The sequence below is a fragment of the Kordia jejudonensis genome, assembly GCF_001005315.1.
GTDB lineage: Bacteria > Bacteroidota > Bacteroidia > Flavobacteriales > Flavobacteriaceae > Kordia > Kordia jejudonensis.
In genome coordinates, this window is the sequence record NZ_LBMG01000037.1 from 47,962 (window position 1) to 67,726 (window position 19,765).

Below are 19,765 nucleotides of genomic sequence, written 5' to 3' on the forward strand. Positions count from 1 at the left end.
AGTGACGATTGAAATAGAAAACACGTCAAGCTGAACTTGATTCAGCTTCACATAATCATAAGCAATGTTAGATTCCTGCCTGCGCAGGAATGAAAAATAAAATTCAAGTGAATTGAAAAAAGAAGTCATAATTATTGGTGGAGGCATTATTGGACTCTGTTGTGCGTATTATTTACAGCAAAATGGACACCAAGTTATGATTGTGGATAAAAGCGATTTGTCTAGCGGCGCTTCTTTTGTAAACGCTGGTTATATCACGCCAAGTCATATAATTCCATTGGCAGCACCTGGCATGATTTCCAAAGGTTTGAAATGGATGCTCAATTCGTCAAGTCCTTTTTACGTAAAACCAAGATTAGACGCTGATTTCCTAAAATGGTCATGGTTGTTTAAAAAATCTGCTACAGCAAAACATGTAGAGAAATCAATTCCTATTATTAAAGATATCAATATATTAAGTCGTGAATTGTATACAGAAATGCACAATTCAGACGATTTTGATTTTCATTTGGAACGTAAAGGTTTATTAATGTGTTACCAAACAGATAAAGTAGGCGAAGCAGAGTGGAACATGGGCAAGCGTGCTATTCAAGAAGGTTTGAAGGTTCAAAATTTAACAAAAGAAGAAGTCAAAACCTTAGAACCCAATATTGATTTCAATATCAAAGGAGCTGTGTATTATGATTCGGATGCGCATATGACTCCGACGAATTTTATGTCGCAAATGATTACTTTTTTAAAAGAAAATGGTGTTGAGTTTTACACGAACGAAGCGATTACAAATTTGCATGTTTCTGATGGAAAAGTTGTTTCGATTGAAACTGAAAAACGAACGATAAAAGCAGATGAATTTGTACTTTCAGCAGGTTCATGGAGTGCTGTTTTAGCAAAAAAACTAAATATAAACATTCCGCTTCAAGCTGGAAAAGGCTATCGAATTGACGTTTTAAACGATACAAAAATTACCATGCCTGCAATTCTAGCGGAAGCCAAAGTAGCGGTTACACCAATGCACGGTTTTACACGATTTGCTGGAACGATGGAAATAGGAGGTATCAATCATACGATTAACCCAAAACGTGTCAACGCGATTGCAAACGCTGCCAAAAACTATTATAATGAATTAGAAATCCCAGAAGCCGCGATTGCAAACGCAGCTTGCGGATTGCGTCCGTGTTCCCCAGATGGTTTGCCATATATCGGAAAAACGAAATATTACAAGAATCTTACAATTGCTACAGGTCACGCGATGATGGGTTGGAGTTTGGGACCAGCTACGGGAAAATTGGTTAGTGAATTAATAGGCGAGAAGCCACTTTCAATAAAATTAGATGGTTTTGAAGTGGAACGGTTTGGTTAGACTTGCTTTGCTGTTGGATTGTTGGTATCGCTTTGCTCTTAGACGGTTTGAAGTTAAAAAAGACGTCATGCTGAACTTGATTCAGCATCTCACAAAAAGCTAATTTTCAGTTAGTTTGACTTCATAAATTTTTGTTTTAATGATAAATTCCCAAAACCAAAGACCCAAAACCCAATACCCAATACCCAATACCCAATACCCAGAACCTAGTACCTAAAACCGATACACAACACTCGCTTTCGCAAAGAAAGGCGTTCCAGGTGTGAAATGAATTTCTTCTGTGGATTGTGTTTCATTTTGTAAACGTGATTCCGTAGCAAACTGTGTTTCGTTCCATTCGGTATCAAATAGGTTCTGAATTTGAATTCCAACACTTACCTTTTCCCAATTGTAACCAATATTCAAATCAAAAACCGAATAGCCTTCTGCTACAATAGAATTATCCTCATTTGCAGGTCTGTCCTTGATGTGTTTGAGATCAATTCCACCAAAGAAACCATTTTCAAATTGCACCGTGAAACCACTTGTAAGTGTAAAATCTGGCGCAAGCGGAATAAAATCTTGTCCACTTGGTTCTTCCGAAGAACGTGCATGTGTGTAATTGGTGTCTACATTCCAAAATAACCATTGAAATGGCTGGTAACGAAGGCTCAAATCAATTCCTTGTCGGCGAGTTTTCCCGCTTGGTTCTACAATTCCCGCATCGCCTACATATACAAATTCTTGTTCTAAGAATAATTGCCAATAGGCAGTATTTACAACCAATTCAGGAATCGGTTTCCAAATGAATCCAACATCAAAACCATACGCTGCAGGTAATATTTCTTTTCCATTTTGAGCAATCACAACACGCGTATCGTTGGAATGAAAGCCTTTTCCCGTTTTTATGTATGCTTGTAAATTGTCAGAATGATTGTATAAAAAGTTCAGTTTTGGACTTAGAATGGCTTCGTTTTGCGATTGTGTTTCGTAGTTTGTTTGTAAAAAGTCATTGTATTTGAAATCGAAATAATCTACTCGTAATGCAGGATTGATCGTCCATTTTCCAAATTCGAATATAGCATTTACATAAGCACCAATGTTCGTTTCGTCAATATCTCCAAATTGAATTTGCTCAAGCGTTTCACGACGATTCAAGGTTCTTGAAAGTTCATTGTTGTTACTTTGATCTTTTCGCAAACTGATTCCTGCTGTCCATTCGCCATCAAGTGAAGTTGTTGAAAATGCACGCGTATATTCACTTTTAAATCCAAATAATGCTCTGTCTTCTTGTTGCTTTATTTGATCTCCATTGATAGGATCTTCTAAGAAAAATGTGAAGTTTGAGTAGAGCTTGAAATCGTATGTACTGTAATAGAAACTGTTTTTGATTGTAGCTCTTGGCGAAAGCTTTTTGTCATAATTGAATAGGAAATTAGTTCTACTTGTGGTACCACCTTCAGTATCATCAATGGCTCCAAAACGACTGATGAATCCACTATTTACAGCACGTACAGGAATTTGACCTGATGCGTCCCACGTACTTTCAAAGTGTGAAAGTGTAATGCCAATGTTATCATTTTCAGAAAGTGAAGCTGTGTATTTTCCGAAGATATTGAAGCGACTAAAGTTTTGTGGACTTTCAAAAGGTCCGTCAGTTGCCAAGTATTCCGTAGCTACGTATGCTGTATGATTTGCCGTGTTTAGTACATTAAACATTCCCAACATTCTGAAAGTATCAAATTGTCCAGCTTCTAGCTTGATTGTACTTTCTTTTAAACGTTTTTTCGTTTTGAAATCTACATAACCAGCCGTATTGAAGTTTCCTTGATTTGCATAGTATGGACCTTTTCCAAAATCGATTTTATCCAACGTTTCAGGAATGAGAAAGTGCAAATCGGCATATCCTTGTCCGTGCGCGTGCGAAACCATATTTACGGGAATTCCGTCGGCTGTGATGGTAATATCAGTTCCGTGATCGATATCGAATCCGCGAAGAAAAATTTGTTCTGCTTTTCCGCCACCAGCGTGTTGCCCAATAAATAATCCAGGAACTTGTTGCAATACTTCTTGCGAAGAATTTACAGGATTTACCTGAATGTTGATATCACTAATTACATGTAATGCGTCTAATTCAGGTGTGATGACAACTTCATTTAGAGAGATTGATTTTTTCTCCAAAAATATATTCAATTCTTGCGAAAGTTTAGCAACAACAATATATTGTGTTTGATATCCGATGTGTGAGATTCGTAGTGTATCGCCCACCGAAACATTTTCTAATAGAAATTTTCCATAGTCATCGCTATGGGTATGTTTTTTATTTTGTTGATTGTGGATTTGTGCTTCTGGAATAGGAATTTCGAAAGCATCAGTTATGAATCCTGAAATTGATTGTGCGGAAGCGTGTAATGAAATGCAGCAGATGGCTATAACTGCAATAAATCGTTTAAAAATCATTGTGATGTAAAATTGATTGATTTGCTTTTATATACGCAAGAATTGAAATTGTGGTTTTATGTTTTTTTAAAATTATTTTTATATAATTGATTTACAAATACTTAATATTGAATTTCCTGTTTAGTTTTGCTGAATCGCTACTAAAATTTTAGCAATGAACACTAAAGAATCTCTCGTAGCTTCCGTTTGATTGAGTGTTCCAGAAATATACACATCTAAATTTGGGCAGTAATATAGAAATGAAGCCGTACTTCCTGAATGTCCAATAAGTTCTAGTTTTGGCAGACTTTTGTCTAATTCGTTTAAAATTACTTTTCGGAGTCCAAAACCATATTCCATTCCTAACGTTTCTGGCGTCCAGTTTTGCATTGCTTGAAACGTTTCTTTTTTGACGAGTTTTCCATTGTTTAGTGCTTTTTGAAACGTGATGAGATCATTTGTGGTAGCAACAATGCCGCCACCAGCCCAATCAGCACTTAGACTTTTGAAAGTTGAAATTTCATACGTACTTGCATACATTTCTGCCATTTGTGCAGTTTCTTTTATGGGCGTTGATTTTAGATTCATATACGTATGTTGTATTTCCAACGGTTCAAAAATGTTTTGTTTGAAAAACTCGTGCAAGTCCAAACCGCTTACGTTTTCAATAATTAAACCTAACAATACATATTCTGTATCTGTATAATGATAGCCTTTTCCAGGCGGAAAAAGAGGTGTCATTTTTTGTTTTGAAAACGCGATTAATTCTTTCGGTTTCCATGTTTTAGAAGTATCTATAAAAAGCTGATTGATCATGTTTGGCGAGCCATCTACAGTAGTGTCTTCAAAATAATCGGGCAAACCAGATGTATGTTGCAAGAGTTGTGCAATGGTAATTTCATTTGAATAGTCAACACCTTTAAAAATGTGTAGTTTGTGTATGATTTCTTTTGGTAAATGTGCACTAATTTTATCTTCAAATTGTAGTTTTCCTTGATCTGTTAACATTCCAATTGCCGTTGCTGTAAACGTTTTTCCAATACTTGCTACGTAAAAAGGATTGCTATTTGTAATAGTTTTTCCATTTTTAAATTTTCCAGCAACATATTGGAAATCAATTGTTTTTGATTCAGAAAAGACCTGTAGATATACATTGTGAATGGATTCTTTTTCCAATTCAGCTTTGCATAGTTTTGAAAGCGCTGTTTCAATGGATTGCTGTCCAAAACTTACACATGAACAGAAAAATAGGATTGCTATGATTCGTATTGTATTCATGATTTGTTGATTATGATAGATTCTATAAATGTAGTTATTTTACAATTATATTCATGAATGGCTATGCGTTTCATGTTTAATTTGATTGATGCAGCAAATATCTTTCATCATGTACACATATAAAAGTAGTAGCTACCGAACGGTAAAATTAGATGGATGAATTGTTTTTGGCGAATTGACGGTATTTTACGACATGTAGATTACTTTCCAATACAAAAATTCGCAAAGATATTTCCCAATAAATCATCACTGGTAATTTCGCCTGTGATTTCTCCGAAATGATACAAGGCTTGGCGAATATCAATTGCCATTAAGTCGCCTGATAAACCAGATTCCAAACCGTAATGTACTTTGTCAATTTCTTCCAAGGCTTTTAGTAAAGCATCGTAATGACGTGTGTTGGTAATGATGGTTTCATTATTACGTAAAGCGCCAGTATTTACAAAGGAAACAAGCTTGTTTTTTAAATCGTCGACACCAATGTTTTCTTTGGCAGAAAGCAATAATAGGTTGTCAAATTCGAAGGTATTTTTGATGAAAGTAGTATCGCCTTTGTCAATTTTGTTCGCAATGATTACAATCGGTTTTTGCGGAAATTTATTTTGAAGTTTATGAATTTCCTGCAACATAAGTTTTGACTTTTCTATGTCGTTTGATAGGAGTGAAGCGTCAAACAAGTAAATGACAACTTGTGCTTGTTCTATTTTTTCAAATGTTTTTTGAATTCCAATACTTTCTACGACATCTTTCGTTTCTCTAATTCCAGCGGTATCAATGAATCGGAATGAGATTCCATCAATGACCAATTCGTCTTCAATGGTATCACGCGTGGTTCCTGCAATGTCTGATACAATTGCACGTTCTTCATTTAACAACGCATTTAATAATGTAGATTTCCCAACATTTGGTTCGCCAACAATTGCCACAGGAATTCCGTTTTTGATCACGTTTCCAACCGCAAAGGAATCAATTAAGCGTTTTAAGACAAATTGAATACGTTTTACCAAGGTTTTAAATTGTGTACGATCGGCAAATTCGACATCTTCTTCTGCAAAATCGAGTTCCAATTCTATCAACGAAGCAAAGTTTAAGAGTTCTTCACGCAAGTTTTTGATTTCATTACTAAACCCGCCTCGCATTTGCTGCATTGCCAATTGGTGTGATGCTTCTGAGTCACTCGCAATTAAATCTGCGACAGCTTCCGCTTGTGATAAATCGAGTTTTCCATTAAGGAATGAACGCAACGTAAATTCTCCTGCATTGGCGTTTCTACAGCCATTTCGCAATAGTAATTGAATAATTTGTTGCTGAATGTACACAGAACCATGACAGGAAATTTCAATCGTATTTTCGCCTGTATACGAGTTTGGTCCTTTAAATAACGAAACTAAAACCTCATCCAAATAACGATCTTCATCAATGATATGTCCTAAATGTATCGTATGTGATTTTTGTTTGCTCAACTTTTTATTTCGAATGGATTTAAAAAGCGGTTCACAAATCGTAATTGCATCTTTTCCTGAAACGCGAATTACAGAAATTGCACCAGCGCCAGAAGGTGTTGCCAGCGCGACAATTGTATCATTTGGAATCATATCAACTAATTTGTGCAAAAGTAGGAAATATGTTTGGTTTCATAAGTTTTTGATGTTAGGTTTTTGGTCGCTTCGTTGTTAGACATTAGGACGTACAAATTTCAAAAAATTGCAGCTTAAAATCTAGCGTAGCCTTTTTTTATTTCCTTGAATAATCAAAAGTATTTGAGTTTTTGAGTACATTACGCTTTATTTTTTATCAAACATAGCCAAGTCCATTGAATACAAGCATACAACCAAAAAAGAAATGGTATGAACACATTCCGCATGCGGTAGTGATCATATTTTTAATCATCGTTTTTGTAACGATACTTTCCTATATTATTCCTGCGGGAGAATTTAAACGGATGTTACTTGATGGTCGCAATCGTGTGATTCCAAATTCGTATACAACCATTCCAAATACACCTATTGGTTTTTTAGACATGTTTAAAGCGATTCCATTAGGTTTTAAAGCCGCGATAGAAGTGATGTTTGTTGTTTTTGCTGGCGGAATTATGTTTGGAATCATGGAACGTACAAAAGCTATTGAAAATGCAGTTGGTACGTTTGTGAAAATACTTGGACAAGAAAGAAAGTACCTAGCGGTGGTCATTATGACGTTCATTTATGGAGCGCTCGGTGTTTTTGTTGGGTATGAACATAATATTGCAATGGTTCCGATTGCGGCAGTAGTAGCGTTGGCACTTGGTGGCGATTTATTGTTAGCAGCTGGAATTTCTGTTGGCGCTATTACCATTGGTTTTGGACTTTCGCCCATTAACCCGTATACGGTTGGTGTTGGACATAAAATAGCAGAACTTCCTTTATTTTCAGGAGCTTTGTTACGAAGTATATTGTGTTTTTCTGCACTTAGTTTTTTGGCTTTTTACAATGTTAGGTATTTAAAAAAAATTACTGAAAATCCAGAAAAAAGTCTCGGTAAAGGTTTAAATATTGATGGAATTTCGTTATCAAAACCTATTTCAGCATATAAAATAACTACAAATAATTGGCTTGTCATTTCTGTATTTGTAATTGGTTTGGCTGCCATATTGTATGGTGTTTTCAACCTAAAATGGTATCTCAACGAAATTTCAGCCGTATTTTTGATGGTTGCTGTTGCTGCAGGAATTATCGGAAAAATGAATACAACGGTATTTAGTGAAACACTATTAAAATCAGTTGCTTATGTTGCACCAGGAGCATTTATGGTAGGTTTTGCAACGACGATAAAAGTATTGTTAGAAATGGGTCATATTAGTGATACGATTTCATTTCAATTGTCAGAATTGTTAAAAGATTTGCCGTTATACGTATCTGCTGTTGGTATGGCATTGTCACAAAGTTTTATTAACTTTTTCATTCCATCTGGAAGCGGACAAGCGTTGGCAACGTTACCTGTAATGATTCCTTCAGGAGAAGTCATCGGATTAACGCGTCAAACCACTATCTTAGCGTTTCAAATTGGAGATGGAGTTTCTAACTTGATCAATCCTACACTTGGCGGATTAATCGCCATGTTAAGTATGTGTCGAGTTTCTATAGATCGCTGGTTTCGATTTATTTTTCCAGTTGCCATCACAATTTTTATTTTTTCAACAATCACACTCGTAATAGCAGTATTAACAAGCTATCAGTAACTATGAACGTAACTACGATATTGAGTCATTTGGTAAGTTTTCCTGTCTTGGGCGGCGAAAGTAATTTGAGTATTATTCATTGGATTCAAACATATATAGAATCGCATGGAATTACCACAACATTGGTTCCAAATGAAGAAAATACCAAAGCTTCGTTGCACTGTAGAATTGGTCCTGCGGTTGATGGAGGCGTCATCCTTTCTGGTCATACTGACGTTGTACCCGTAAAAGGGCAAGTTTGGCATACAGATCCTTTTACCTTAACTGAAAAAAATGGTAAACTTTACGCACGTGGAAGTGCTGACATGAAAGGTTTTGTAGCGTGTTGTTTGGCTGTTTTACCAACAATGATAAAGGCTGACTTAAAAAAACCAATCTATTTTGCATTTAGTTATGATGAAGAAATCGGTTGTTTGGCAGCTCCTGATTTAATAAAACACATCAAAAAAACATACGATGAAACGCCAACATACGCCATTATTGGCGAACCGAGTTTGTTGCAACCTGTTATTGGTAAAAAAGGAATTTGTTATGTAAAAACGGAAGTCAATGGTTCGGCAGGTCATAGTAGCGGAATTCATAAGGAAATTAGTGCCATTCATGAAAGTACACGTTTGATGGTGTGGCTGGAAAATAAAATGAAAACAATGGCGAACACTTCTGTGGATGATCGATTTGATCCGCCACATTCTACCATTCATGTTGGACAAATTCAAGGTGGCGTAGCGACCAATATTGTTGCAGATTATTGCAGTTTTGAATGGGATATTCGTGTGATTCCAAAAGACAATATTCATCAAGTATTTGAAGAATATTTTGCTTTCTGTGCGGAAAGAGAAGTAGAAGTTCGGAAAAAGTTTGCCGATTTTAAGATCAGTAACACATTAATTCATCCGCCAGTTCCTGCATTAGACACGAAAGAAACAGATAGTATTGTTGGTTTGGTGCAAAAATTGACAGAAAATTATAAATGGGAAACTGTTGCGTATGCAGCAGAAGCAGGACAATTTCATGAAGCCGGATATGAAAGTATCATTTGTGGTCCAGGAAGTATAGAACAAGCACATCGTGCGAATGAATTTGTCACGCAAGAACAATTGGATAGTTGTGTGGTTATGTTAGAAAAACTCATAATGGAGCTAAGTTAAGCTGTGTTTGATATTCAGTTTGGATGTTCCTATTTTTTCCTTTTTCGGAATATAGCAGGAAGTTTTTTAATTGTCTTAGGTATTTGGTCAAACTTTGGAAGTCCAATTGAAATCAATAGTTATAAAAGACCACAACACGATTGTATTGCACCTTTAACAGCTAGCGGGTTTTCCAGCTTTTATGTGTATTAGAACAATTAAGAAATAAGCGGCTCGTGCGGAAAAAACTAATAACATCATTGCTTATAAAAATAGGACGATTTTGACTTTAGTAAGAGTTTATTTTGTATTTTCAAAGACCGCGATATTTTTAATTTTAGTATTTTAGCATTAAAAGATAAAATAGAAAATTAAAAGTATAGCTCGTAGTTTAATCCGAAAAGTATCACATACAATTTCCCAACTTTTTGATACACAAAACCGTTATGTACAAGCTAAAGAAACATCCTACTAACCAATAATATGATTGATTTTATAAAAAAATATTCTTTACTACTAATTATCGGATTAGTTCTTTCCCGAATTTTGGCTGGATTAATTTTAATTGCATTTCCAGACGTATTAACCACTGAATTACCTGATGGCGGAATTTCAACTTTAAGTGGTGGCTTTTTGAGTAATGGAATTGAATATTTAGTCAATATAGGTTTCATCATTCTATTAGCAAAAGATATGAGAACTGAAAAAATAAATTCACCTCTAATTCTACTAATGACTTTTTTCTCTGCGTTTGTAGGTGTGGTTTTATTTCTATTAACAGTTGCTAGCACTAAAGTTTGTCAAACTAAAATTGAACTTAATGAATAGACTTTTGAAAATTTTGAATAAGTATATCATTCTTTCAATTCTGTGGTCGATTATTGAAATGGTTTGGATTTATATTCAGCCAATTATTATGCAAAAAGGAAGTATGAGTTCTAATGATTATGAATTATATTCATTTATAAATACTTTGCCAACATATATTGACTATCTAATTCGTATAATCATTGTTATTTTAATAGTAATTGACTTTAGAAAACACAAATTGAATTATGTCGTACTGACTTGCATTGCATCTTTATTTTATCCTTTGCTTGGAATTGTAATATTTTCACTTCTTTTAATAGAAAAATGGAATAATAAAGTCAGTGAATGATATTGAGTATATATTAATTCCTTCAGAATTTTCACGAGTTCGTATTTGTTTACTAAATTAGTTCTTTAACTACGCAACTACTCATAGAACCGTTATTCATTATTTGAGAAAACCGAAATGCCAAAGATATTTAACCGAAATATAAAATCTGACTATGAGGAAAGGCTTACCAAAGCTTTCCCGAAAAAATTGCATGCGGATTTAAGCGAAGTTTTAAAGATCATTCCATTTGACAATAATAAAGCAAAGCTCTTTGACGGAACAATGCACCAAGTTGACAATTTGATTCACGAAAATGAGTTAGATGTAGTACTTGACAATGAAACTCTGACAATTCCTTTCAGGCTTTATTTTGACGAACCAAAATCAGCATTAGAGAAGAGTCTGACCAACAAACAAAAAGATATTTTGAATTGTATTTATTTGCGACATCATAATGGATATTTGAGAGAAAAAAGATTGAGATTATTATCTGATAATTTGGAGAAATGGGCAATTCCTTTTGTAATTCAATTAATCGGAGAATATGTTTATGAATTACTGCCAATTATTGACAAAAAAATAAATGATAAAACGCTGAACTTTTATGCTGAATTTAGAGATGAAAATCCAAAATATTGGCAACAGACAGAAAGTAGAATGATAAGCTATTGGAATGAATATTATAGATATAGATTTCCAAAACTGAAAGAATATTTGGGATTCGAAATTATAAACCGAATACATACTAATGTATATAAAACTTAACTAATAAAAACTATTTGTATATCCAGCTTGACTTCGACTCTCGGAATTATAAATCAGAGTGACATTTTTTATTCAAACATATTGTTCGGAATTAAGCTAATTGAATTTGATTCAATATTTCTGATTTCACTAATTATTTATCTGATTTTGAATAGAGAACTGCTGAACAAAATATTTCCTAAAAGAGAATTGACAGAAAGAAATGCGGAGAATATTTTACAGAATACATACGTGCTAACACCGCATAGAGTTTATTGCTTTGGCAAGTACTTATCTATAAATTCGTTAGGAATTTTCACGAGTTCGTATTTGTTTACTAAATTAGTTCCTTAACCACGCAACGTAATCATTCATAAACACGTTGGCAAATATTTAGAAACGACTTATGAAAAAAAGAAAAATTATTTCATCATTGCTTTTGATTATTGGATTTGCTTTAAGTGTTGCATTTATATCAAAGATTGAATTTCCTCAAGGATTCGAAGCATATTTTAAAAGAGCATATTATAATCAATTTGGTCCTTTAGCAATAAGTGTAGAGCTATTAATTGCAAGTTATTACCTTTTTATAGGTCATAAAAAAACGAATTTTACTTTGGCACTTTTTGGATTTACTGCTTTATTAGACCCTTTTTTCAATCAAATAGGGCTTTTTAACAGCATAGTACCATTATACGGAACAATAATTTTATCGATTTGTGCTTTGTTATGTTTATGGTTAGCATTTGCGAATACGTTCAAATTAAAACGTTTATCTCATATTGCAGCTGTATTAAGTTTTGTGCTTGGTATTCTTATTGAACTATTCTTCAATTATCTGTAATTACGTTAGTAATCTACTATCCAATGGCGTATCGATTTTCTATCTTTTTTTAAAAGCTTTCCAAACACGGAAAAAAAAGTGTAACAAATAGTATGTTTCTACGTCCTATATACATCAATCAAAAACATTTACGATCATGAGAAGAAAAGACAATCAATTAATAGTTATTACACATTTAAGTCAATTATCAAGTTTTGTGTTAGGTTTTGGAAGCTTAATAGTTCCACTAATTCTTTGGGCTTGCAACAAAAATGATGTGTATGAAATGGACGAACAAGGAAAGCAAATTGTAAACTTTCAATTGAGCATGCTTATATATACAATTGCTTCAATTCCGTTAATTTTATTTTTCGGTTTAGGATTATTATTACTACTTACTGTTTGTGTTTTATTATTTATTATGCCAATTATTAATGCTGTTAAAGTAAGTAATGGAAACGAACCTTATTATCCAATGACATTAAATTTATTATAGTAGTTAGTATTAGTAGTGAGATATTAGTATTGAGTATTGAGAATACTAGCTTGAATTATAAAAAATAAAAGCCGTTACAAAATCGTGTAACGGCTTTTTCTATGTAGAATTATTTCTTATTATTTTAGGATTTGATACTAATGCCTAACAGCTAATACCCAAAAGCGTAGCGTACTAATTAATTATTCAACATTACTGGCATCACCAACATTGTAATGTGTTCGCCTTCTTCTAAACCATCAATTGGCGTTAAGATTCCTGCACGGTTTGGTAACGACATTTCTAATGAAACATCATCAGAACCTAAGTTGTTAATCATTTCCGTTAAGAAACGCGAGTTGAACCCAATTTGCATATCATCTCCTTGATAATCACATGTTAAGCGCTCTTCGGCTTTGTTTGAGTAATCAATATCTTCCGCAGAAATGTTTAATTCCGCACCAGCGATTTTTAAACGAATTTGGTGTGTCGTTTTGTTAGAGAAAATACTAACACGACGAACCGAGTTTAAAAATTGATTTCTGTTGATTTCTAACTTATTTGGATTTTCCTTTGGAATTACCGCTTCGTAGTTAGGATATTTCCCGTCAATCAAGCGACAAATTAACACCGTATTGTCAAACGTAAATTTTGCGTTACTATCATTATATTCAATCGTAACTTCGTCTTCGCTTCCGCCCAAAATTCCTTTTAACAAGGTTAATGGTTTCTTTGGCATGATAAATTCAGCAACTTGAGAAGCGCTTAAATCGGTACGTTGGTATTTTACCAATTTGTGTGCGTCAGTTGCAACAAACGTTAAATTGTCTTGTGAAAACTGGAAAAATACACCACTCATCACTGGACGTAAATCATCGTTTCCTGAAGCAAAAATGGTTTTGCTAATTGCAGTTGCTAAAACATGTCCTGCAATCGTTGTTGCGCTTGGATCTTTTAATTCGACAGCATGTGGAAACTCAGCGCCATCGGCGTATGCTAAGGCATATTTACCGTGATTTGAGCTAATTTCAACCGTATTGTTATCTTCCACAACAAACGTTAATGGTTGTTCTGGAAACGTTTTTAAAGTATCTAATAATAACTTTGCAGGAACGGCAACACTTCCTTCGCTATCAGATTCTACGTCTAATTTTGAAGACATCGTAGTTTCTAAATCAGAAGCTGATACCGTAAGTTCGTTTTGATTCAATTCAAAAAGAAAGTTATCTAAAATAGGTAAGGTATTGCTATTATTAATAACGCCTCCTAAAACTTGAAGCTGTTTTAATAAATAGGTGCTGGATACAATAAATTTCATGTGTTTGTGTTCTATTTAAAGTTCAAAAATAATGCTTCCAAACTAAAATACATAGCTTTTCGATGGCTAAATTGTATTATGGAATTCACTTTTTTGTATTCCTACAAATATATTTCAAAAGTCGTTGTAATGGAAAGAAACTTATTAACAACTATTTCGTGTACTTCCGTTTTCTAATGTAGGCAAAAGCGAACCCGAAAATAGCAAGGATTACTAGCGGAAGTCCAATGTTTATAGCTTGCCAAAACGTTTTTTCTTCCAGTACTTTTTCAGTATCCAAGAACGCTAATTTTAATTCTTTAGATCGAATGTTTATAAGTCCGTTGTTGTCTAAAAGGTAATTTACTGAATTTAGTAAGAATTCTTTGTTTCCATATTGGCGTTTTGTGGCAATATCAAAACCGAGTTCTTGTGGTCGTCCACGTGTCACTTGATTTTTAATTACATCGCCGTCAGCAATTACTAACATTTTAGAGATTCCTTCATCTTTTGGAGTTTCCAATTGAAAAGGTTTGATTCTTTTTGTATACATAGAGGTAAAAGTACCTTCTACTAAAACTGCTAAATTCTGATTTCCTTTGCCTTGGTAGGTTTCGGTTTTTGGTTCATTTTCAATGACAGACAATGAAATTGGTTTTGGCACACCTTCAAGCTTCGACAATGGCGAACTTTTTAGTAAGATTGTCTTTTCAGTACTACTTTTTAAGGTATCAATCTGATTGGCAAATTCGAACTTCACCAAATTTGTATTGTTTGTAATCGGATGATTTAACGTAGGATTTACCAAAGGATTGTATCGCCACTGAATTGGTAAAAACTGCGTGTCATTTCCTTCGCCAACTGCCATCATGATAGGTGCGCATTGTACATCATTTACCAATTTTGAATTGATTCGAATTCCATATTGAAAAAATAAATCGCGCAAACGTAGAACTCTAGGAAATGCTAAGGTTTCGCCATTTGCACTATACAAACTGTCCATTTCGGCTTGAACATTGTCAACCAACCATAAGGATTTTCCACCATTTAAGGTATATTGATCTAAAATGTATTTTTCTTCATCTGTAAAGGCTTTTGTTGGTTTTGGAACAATTGCCAAATCGAAACGCTGTAGGTTTTCCAATGATTTTTCAGGATTGTCTGGAAATGCTGTTAAATCGAAAGGAGCAATTTTGTAATAGTCTTTTAAGGTTTGCAAAAAACTTGTAATGTACACATCTTCCAATTCGCCATGACCTCTAAGAATCGCAATGGTTTGTTTTTCCATCAACGTAAGTTTGGTAAAAGCATCTGTAAAGGCATATTCTAAATGTTGTACGGAACTTGCTATTTTTTCACTTTCAGAACTTGCCAAATTGTTTTTGTACAGAGGAATTTTGACTGATTTGTTGTTGTGCGTTGCTATTGCCCACGGAAATACACGTTCTCGTGAAATTTTATTGGTGGCTTCTTCTGTAATGTATTTTGGTTGAATGCCAACAAGATTGATTAAATATTCTTCTGCGCCTTCTTCAATTGGATCAATAAATTTATATTTTATGTTTGAATTGTACGCGGCAAATTCTTCCAATAATTGTTCGGTTTCTGTTGCCAAACGTTTGTAATCTGAAGGAAAATCGCCTTTCAGAAATACATCTATTATAATAGGAGAATTAACACTTGTAATGGTGTTTTTGGAAGCTTCAGAAAGTGTATACCGTTTGTCTTGTGTTAAATCGAAACGTGTAAATACACTACTTGCAATGGCATTCACGATAATGAGTACTACGACAAGTAGCAAAATTTTTGTGCTAGTATTGAGTTGTTTCTTCAAGCTTATCGTTTTTTTAATTGTACTACAGTTAAGAATAAAAAGAAGATTGTTACACTTACAAAATAAACAACATCTCGTGTATCAATAACGCCACGCGCAATGCTGTCAAAATGTGTTTTCATTCCCAAACCATCAATGTTTTCATTAATATTTCTAAATATATCAGCATTCCCAAGACTATCCATTCCAATGGTTGTGACTAAATTATTAAATCCTGTAGAGAAATCTATAGAGGATAATCCATCAAATCCATAAAACATGAAAAAGCAGATAAAAACAGATATTAAAAATGCCACAATTTGATTCTGCGAAAGCGTAGATGTAAATACGCCAATACTTGTATATGCTGCAATTAAGAATAACAATCCGAAGTAGGAGCCAAGTGTACTACCGACATCTAAATTCCCAACAGGATTTCCTAAACTATAGACCGTGTACACATATAATAATGTTGGAATGAGCGCCACGAGAATCAACACAAAAGCACCAAAATATTTTCCTAATACAATGTGCCAACCTGAAATTGGTTTAGTCAGTAATAATTCCAACGTTCCTAAGCGTTTTTCTTCTGAGAAACTTCGCATGGTTATGGCAGGAATTAAAAAAATCAATATCCAAGGTGCTAGTGTGAAAAATGGGGTTACATCTGCAAATCCGTAATCGAAAATATTGAAGTCACTTTTAAAAACCCATAAGAACAATCCGTTTAGGATTAAAAATAAAGCAATGACCAAATATCCTATGGACGAGGAAAAAAACGAGTTGATTTCTTTTCTAAGTATGGCGAGCATTTAGTTCTTTTTTAATACAATAATGTCTTGGTATGATAGCGTATTTTCAGTTCTTCCTGACCAAGTCCCTGGAAAAAAGTGAAGGATTTCAAAGCCTTTTGCTTCAAACTCTGAAAAAATATAGTCTTTATCAAAAGCAACATTGGCTTCTTTTACTTTTTCATCCATCAGCGCATATGTTCCGTGCTGTACACTAAAATTCATCTTGCTAGTTTGCATTTGTTTTTTAGACGTTTCATCCAAAATAAAAAACGTTGCAAAACATATTTTTTCAGTGTCCAACACTCTGTGAATTTCTCCCAAATAATGCAAAACGTCAATAGGCATCATATGTGTAAACACTGATGTTAGAAACGCAAAATCGAAACTTTTATTTTCATACGGAAATATAAAATTTTTAGCTTCTTCATTTGTATTTAGGTTGTACAAATCATTTTTCAGCGGTGTATGTTTAAAGTGAAAGTTTGGATATTTTGACGAAATGTGTTCCGTACACCAATCTACACCTTGTTTTACAACATCAAAACCTTCGTATGTTCCGTCGGAAGTTAAGAATTTTGTAAACGGAATTGCCATACGACCGATTCCTGAGCCAATGTCCAAAATGCGGCTATTGGGTTGAATATTTCCATACGTTTTAAAATATGCAAAGAACAATTCGCCGATTTCAATATAATTTCCAGGACCTGTATATACGTATCCTTTTGGCGGTTCGAGTTCGTGACGTTTCCGAAAAAGATCAACAGGGAAATATACTACTCGTCTCAGTAATAATCGTTGTTTGGGCGATAATTTGTAGTATAATGATCTTAACATATTTTTTTACTAATCATTCTATTTTAGAATGTATGAATGTATTTTTTTAGGATAAACTTACCAATGTATCAACGCTCCATGCAAAAGGTTTATCGTTGAACATTGCTTTGGTTTGTTTCCAAACATTTTTGAACAAATCTGAATTTCGATACGCTTCCAAGTCGTCAGGATGATTCCAATGACTGTAAGTAAAGAATATCTCAGGATTTGTTTTATCTTGATATAATTCTAAAAATTCACAACCTTTTCGGTTCTTAATAGCTGCTTTCTTTTCATCAAACATTTCTAAAAATGCAGGAATATTTTCTTTGTGAAAGCTCATTTTTACAATTCGTACAAACATAAACTATTTTAGGATATAAAATTAATGGTTATTGTATCTCTAAATCGCAAGCCAAATAGCGTAGAAGCACTTCCAACGGTTTGCGGATTACTTTTATAAATTGCCAATTCTAAAAAATTACCAGAATTGAACAACGCTAACTTTTTGCCATCTTCTTCACGTTTGTGTTTTTCTACCGTAAAATTGATACTATCGCTGTAGCGTTCGTGAATGCGTTTAAATTTATAATTACGTGCCGAGATTTCAAAATTTCGTCCTTTTCCAACATCTCTAAACAGTTTTCGGGTAATATTTGTCACAACATTTCCATAATTGTCAATATAAATCACGTTTCCGATAATTTGCGTTTCATCGGTATTTACTACAGGTTTTATGCCTGTTAGGTGTTTTATATCAGGAATTGTTTTTCCGATCACTTCTAATGTTCCGCCGCGTGCAATGTGGCAAGCAACTTTGACAAAAACATCTAACACGGGAAAATTTGTTTCAATACGATCGTGAATATTGATCTCAACAATTTTTTCAGGAACGATCTCAGCAGCGATCAAACTCATAATTCCGTTATTGGCACATACAAAATAATGATCGTCTAATTTCAAAGCAATATGCTTATTTTCAGGATTCAATTCAGAATCGATACCAATAAGATGAATGCTTCCTTTTGGGAAACTATTAAACGCATTTTGAATAACGTAGGCAGCTTCTGTGATGTTAAAAGGACTAATGCTATGCGAGATATCAACAATACGAATATCTTCTAGCTCACTATATATAGCTCCTTTAACTGCGCCCACAAAATGGTCTTTTTCCCCAAAATCAGTTGTCAGTGTTATAATTGCCATTGACGAATTGTTGATATTTTTTTAAGTTAAATCTATTAAAAAATGGTAAGTTTGTTATGCAAATCTAAAAAAACAAAACGGAAATCTAACCTTAATACGAGTCGCTTTTGAACGAAATTATTTTTGAACTTTCTGAGATCAGTCCAAGAGAGTTTTTTGGGCATCAAAATACCAACATAGAATTACTAAAGAAATACTTCCCAAAACTCAAAATTGTAGCCAGAGGAAACAAGATAAAAGCTTACGGAGATGAAGCTTTATTAGAAGAGTTTGATAAGCGTCTGATGATGTTAATGGAACACTTTGGCAAGTACAATAAAATTGATGAAAACGTTATTGAACGTGTTTTAACTAGCGAAAGTGCTAAAGATTATGACACTTCTGCGTCAAGCGGAGAAACCATAGTACACGGAACTAATGGAAAACTCATCAAAGCCATTACGGCAAATCAACGCAAGTTAGTTGAGTTAATGAACAAAAACGACATGGTGTTTGCTATTGGTCCAGCAGGAACAGGAAAAACATATACTGGAGTTGCATTAGCGGTAAGAGCTTTGAAGAATAAAGAAGTAAGACGTATCATATTAACGCGTCCTGCGGTAGAAGCGGGCGAAAGTTTAGGTTTTTTACCGGGCGATTTAAAAGAAAAACTAGATCCGTACATGCAACCGTTGTATGATGCATTGCGCGATATGATTCCGCCAGAAAAATTAGCCAAATACATTGAAGATGGAACCATTCAAATTGCGCCAATGGCATTTATGCGAGGTCGTACACTGGATAATGCATTTGTAATTTTGGATGAAGCACAGAATACAACACATGCGCAAATGAAGATGTTTTTGACGCGTATGGGGAAAAATGCAAAATTTATGCTGACGGGCGATCCTGGACAGATAGATTTACCAAGACGTGTAATTTCTGGTTTAAAAGAAGCATTACTCGTTTTAAAAGATATTAAAGGTATTGGAATCATTTATTTGGATGACAAAGATGTGGTTCGTCACAGATTAGTCAAAAAAGTAATTGAAGCGTATAAAAGTATTGAACATCAGAATTAGGAAAGTTGAATGCTAAATGTTGAATTTTAAATTATAAATGTTTTTTTTTGAATAAAGAATAAAGAATAAAGAATAAAGAATAAAGAATAACGAATTATGAATTATGAATTCTGAATTACGAAAGTACTAAGCAGTAACCTTGAACCTTGAACAATGAATGCAGTATATTCGTTTAAAAGTTTATGTAAAATTGCAAAA

Annotated in this window: 18 protein-coding genes; 9 read left to right on the forward strand and 9 right to left on the reverse strand. The window is 33.9% G+C overall.

Features of this window, described 5'->3' with window-relative positions; genetic code table 11:
* Positions 1-112 precede the first annotated feature (112 nt).
* Positions 113-1,360: an NAD(P)/FAD-dependent oxidoreductase gene (locus tag AA089_RS16900; protein ID WP_046758169.1), complete on the forward strand. Its 1,248-nt coding sequence runs from the start codon at positions 113-115 to the stop codon at positions 1,358-1,360.
* 213 nt (positions 1,361-1,573) lie between these two features.
* Here the strand turns inward: AA089_RS16900 and AA089_RS16905 are convergent, their stop codons facing one another.
* The 3 genes from AA089_RS16905 to mnmE form a co-directional block, all read right to left on the reverse strand.
* Positions 1,574-3,799, reverse strand: coding sequence for a TonB-dependent receptor (locus AA089_RS16905; RefSeq protein WP_046758170.1), 2,226 nt, complete (start codon positions 3,797-3,799; stop codon positions 1,574-1,576).
* Positions 3,800-3,919: 120 nt separating this feature from the next.
* Entirely contained in the window at positions 3,920-5,056 is a 1,137-nt protein-coding gene (locus tag AA089_RS16910) for a serine hydrolase domain-containing protein (RefSeq protein WP_241480007.1), read from the reverse strand.
* A gap of 200 nt (positions 5,057-5,256) precedes the next feature.
* Entirely contained in the window at positions 5,257-6,651 is a 1,395-nt protein-coding gene (mnmE, locus tag AA089_RS16915) for a tRNA uridine-5-carboxymethylaminomethyl(34) synthesis GTPase MnmE (RefSeq protein ID WP_046758171.1), read from the reverse strand.
* Positions 6,652-6,869: 218 nt separating this feature from the next.
* On the opposite strand from mnmE, the gene AA089_RS16920 reads away from it, so the two are divergent.
* The 7 genes from AA089_RS16920 (at position 6,870) to AA089_RS16955 (ending at position 12,604) form a co-directional block, all read left to right on the forward strand.
* Positions 6,870-8,273, forward strand: a complete 1,404-nt coding sequence (locus tag AA089_RS16920; protein ID WP_046758172.1) for a YfcC family protein — start codon at positions 6,870-6,872, stop codon at positions 8,271-8,273.
* 2 nt (positions 8,274-8,275) lie between these two features.
* Positions 8,276-9,421 carry an acetylornithine deacetylase gene (argE, locus tag AA089_RS16925; protein WP_046758173.1) on the forward strand — a complete coding sequence of 382 codons (1,146 nt, stop codon included), beginning with the start codon at positions 8,276-8,278 and terminating at the stop codon, positions 9,419-9,421.
* Between the two features lie 462 nt (positions 9,422-9,883).
* Positions 9,884-10,228 (forward strand): hypothetical protein, encoded by a 345-nt coding sequence (locus tag AA089_RS16935; protein WP_046758175.1) that lies wholly within the window; start codon positions 9,884-9,886, stop codon positions 10,226-10,228.
* Positions 10,221-10,559: a hypothetical protein gene (locus tag AA089_RS16940; RefSeq protein ID WP_046758176.1), complete on the forward strand. Its 339-nt coding sequence runs from the start codon at positions 10,221-10,223 to the stop codon at positions 10,557-10,559. Before AA089_RS16935 ends, AA089_RS16940 begins: the two co-directional genes overlap by 8 nt.
* 117 nt (positions 10,560-10,676) lie before the next feature.
* The gene (locus AA089_RS16945) at positions 10,677-11,306 is read left to right on the forward strand and encodes a hypothetical protein (RefSeq protein WP_046758177.1); all 630 of its coding nucleotides are present in this window, start codon (positions 10,677-10,679) and stop codon (positions 11,304-11,306) included.
* Positions 11,307-11,691: 385 nt separating this feature from the next.
* Complete coding sequence (locus tag AA089_RS16950; RefSeq protein ID WP_046758178.1) at positions 11,692-12,129, forward strand: hypothetical protein; 438 nt, start codon at positions 11,692-11,694, stop codon at positions 12,127-12,129.
* Positions 12,130-12,265: 136 nt separating this feature from the next.
* On the forward strand, positions 12,266-12,604 hold the full coding sequence (locus AA089_RS16955; RefSeq protein WP_046758179.1) for a DUF4870 domain-containing protein: 339 nt from the start codon (positions 12,266-12,268) through the stop codon (positions 12,602-12,604).
* A gap of 178 nt (positions 12,605-12,782) precedes the next feature.
* Here the strand turns inward: AA089_RS16955 and dnaN are convergent, their stop codons facing one another.
* The 6 genes from dnaN to AA089_RS16985 all read right to left on the reverse strand — a co-directional run bounded on the left by dnaN (position 12,783) and on the right by AA089_RS16985 (position 18,506).
* Positions 12,783-13,901 (reverse strand): DNA polymerase III subunit beta, encoded by a 1,119-nt coding sequence (gene dnaN / locus AA089_RS16960; protein WP_046758180.1) that lies wholly within the window; start codon positions 13,899-13,901, stop codon positions 12,783-12,785.
* Between the two features lie 151 nt (positions 13,902-14,052).
* Positions 14,053-15,714 carry a gliding motility-associated ABC transporter substrate-binding protein GldG gene (gldG, locus tag AA089_RS16965; protein ID WP_046758181.1) on the reverse strand — a complete coding sequence of 554 codons (1,662 nt, stop codon included), beginning with the start codon at positions 15,712-15,714 and terminating at the stop codon, positions 14,053-14,055.
* Between the two features lie 2 nt (positions 15,715-15,716).
* Positions 15,717-16,505, reverse strand: coding sequence for a gliding motility-associated ABC transporter permease subunit GldF (gene gldF, locus AA089_RS16970; protein ID WP_046758182.1), 789 nt, complete (start codon positions 16,503-16,505; stop codon positions 15,717-15,719).
* Entirely contained in the window at positions 16,506-17,321 is an 816-nt protein-coding gene (locus AA089_RS16975) for a class I SAM-dependent methyltransferase (RefSeq protein ID WP_053002512.1), read from the reverse strand. It lies immediately after the preceding gene.
* Positions 17,322-17,367: 46 nt separating this feature from the next.
* Positions 17,368-17,664 carry a putative quinol monooxygenase gene (locus AA089_RS16980; RefSeq protein ID WP_046758183.1) on the reverse strand — a complete coding sequence of 99 codons (297 nt, stop codon included), beginning with the start codon at positions 17,662-17,664 and terminating at the stop codon, positions 17,368-17,370.
* An 8-nt stretch (positions 17,665-17,672) separates the two neighbouring features.
* Entirely contained in the window at positions 17,673-18,506 is an 834-nt protein-coding gene (locus AA089_RS16985; RefSeq protein WP_046758184.1) for an SAM hydrolase/SAM-dependent halogenase family protein, read from the reverse strand.
* A gap of 107 nt (positions 18,507-18,613) precedes the next feature.
* Between AA089_RS16985 and AA089_RS16990 the strand changes: the two genes are divergently transcribed.
* The gene (locus AA089_RS16990; RefSeq protein WP_046758185.1) at positions 18,614-19,567 is read left to right on the forward strand and encodes a PhoH family protein; all 954 of its coding nucleotides are present in this window, start codon (positions 18,614-18,616) and stop codon (positions 19,565-19,567) included.
* The last annotated feature ends 198 nt before the right edge of the window (positions 19,568-19,765 follow it).